Origin of the sequence: Myroides sp. C15-4 (assembly GCF_050522745.1) — a bacterium.
Classification (GTDB): domain Bacteria; phylum Bacteroidota; class Bacteroidia; order Flavobacteriales; family Flavobacteriaceae; genus Flavobacterium.
Map to the genome: position 1 here is coordinate 1 of NZ_JBMVQX010000077.1, position 2,396 is coordinate 2,396.

Genomic DNA, 2,396 nt, shown 5'->3' on the forward strand with positions numbered 1-2,396 from the left:
ACAGGATTAGTACCTGTTGACATCCCTTATACAGATACGTTTGAGACTGCTCAAGAATATGCTTTTAGAAACCATAGTGTAAATAAATGGCATATTGGTACAGCCGTAAATAACGGAGGAACTTCTGCTTTGTATATCAGTAACAATGATGGCGTAGCGAATGAGTATACCAATTCAGTGACGCAGACATCTCATGTGTACAAAGATTTTACTATTCCTGCAGATGCAGAAGAGCTTGAGGTGCAATTTGATTGGCGCTCTGTTGGAGATAATAGTGATGGATTTACCGTATGGGCCGTTCCGGTTGCTTTCGAACCAAGAGCAGGTACAGAAATTACTACAGCTGCAACTCGAGTTCGATTAGGTCGCACATTATATGGACAGAATAGCAACTTTGTGACCGAACGCCTTGTGATGGATGTTTCTGCTTTTGCAGGTCAAACGATGCGTTTAGTTTTTTCTTGGAAAAATAATAGTTGGGATGGAGAGAATCCACCAGCGGCGATTGACAACTTGAAATTGAATTATTCAACTTGTATTCAACCAACAAGTTCACAGGCAACAGCTGTTACTGCAGAGAGTATTGCTGTGAGTTGGAGCGCTGTAGAAGGAGTGACTGATTACGAATTGAAAATTACCACTACACCAACAGCTCCAGCCGAGACTGTGGCAGGGGTAACAGTTACAGGAACGACACATACCTTTGAAAACTTAGACAGCAATACAACGTATTATATTTGGGTACGCTCTATCTGTTCAACGACCAATAAGAGTTTTTGGAAAGGGCCTTTACAAGTGACAACAGATTTAGTGCCTGTAGATTTACCGTATCGTGATGGTTTTGAAGGGGATCAACAATATGCAATGCGCAATGATGCAGTGAATCAATGGTACATTGGAAATGCGGTGAATTATGGAGGACAAAAATCACTCTATATTTCGAATAATGGAGGAGTAGATAATCTCTATACATATACTGGAGTTTCACAGCAGTATTCGCAAGTTTATAAGGATTTTAATGTTCCCACAACAGGAGCTAATAATTTAGGGATTAACTTTGATTGGCGATCTGTCGGAGAGTCTACATGGGATGCTTTTAAAGTATGGTTAGTACCAACAACGTATAGACCAACAGCGGGTGTTGAAACAACAACTACCAATAGTGGAGGAGTTCTAATAGGAAGAAGTGTTTATAGTTTGAATTCTATTTTCCTCAATGAGCGTTTAGTTGTAGATGCTTCTGCTTTTGCAGGACAAAGAATGCGTTTGCTTTTTGAATGGAAAAATGATACAGGTGGTGGAGCTCAACCCCCTGCAGCAATTGATAATTTAGAGGTACACGTTATTACGTGTTCAGAACCAACTAACGTGCAAATTGATAGCGTTACATCAACGTCGGTAACTATTTCTTGGACTCCAGTAGAAGGACAGACAAACTATGAAGTGTATCATTCAGCAACTAACCCTGGATTATTAGGAGATACAGTAACTGGATCGGTAACCACGACAGAGAATCCTTATACTATTGAGGGGTTAGATGATAATACGGAGTATTTTATTTGGGTGAGAACGATTTGTAGTGCTACCAATAAGAGCTCTTGGGTTCGAGTTATTGGATGGACAGCACAAATTCCAGGCGAACTAACCTATGAAGATAACTTTGAAGGAGATAACAATTGGAGCTTTATTAGTAATGCTGACAATAAATGGGTGGTTGGTAGAGCCGTGAGTAATGGTGGAGTAAACGCACTATATATTACAAAAAACAATGGACTAACCAATACATATAATGGAGGTGTGACTACGGTGGCTCATGCGTACCGCGATCTTGCTGTACCAGCAGCGGCTATCGGAGGAAGTTTAACCTTTGATTGGCGTGCGCTTGGAGAAGGAAGCGTTAACTTTCCTACTGATTATATGAGAGTTTGGCTAGTACCTGCTAGTTTTAGACCTGTGATGGGACAACAAATAATGGCTGCGACTGGCCGTCTTCAAATTGGAGGGATATATTTCCAACAAGAAGAGTTTACTACTGCTTTAGAATCAGTTGATTTAACTCCATTTGCAGGGCAAACGATGCGTTTGGTCTTTGAGTGGATTAATGATAACTTCAGTGCATCTGACCCACCTGCGGCAATAGACAATATGATATTTAAAGTCGAAACATGTCCTGCAGTTACCGGATTGTCTGCTTGTGGAGGTGCTGATCGCATCAATTACGGATGGGATTCTCAAGAGGGGATGACCCGTTGGGAAATTGCCTTTTCAACAACAGATGGGGCAGAGCCAGACCCAGATTTAATCGAAATTGTAGAAGAACCTAATTATTCTGCTAGAGGATTAACGGTGAATACGACCTACTATTTCTATGTGCGCAATGTCTGTGGACCAGATGA

General features: G+C 41.0%; 1 protein-coding gene. It reads left to right on the forward strand.

Annotation, left to right across the window (positions count from 1 at the left end; translation table 11 throughout):
* A partial coding sequence (locus ACPDHL_RS16100; protein ID WP_430533720.1) for a fibronectin type III domain-containing protein occupies positions 1-2,396 on the forward strand: 2,396 nt, incomplete at both ends.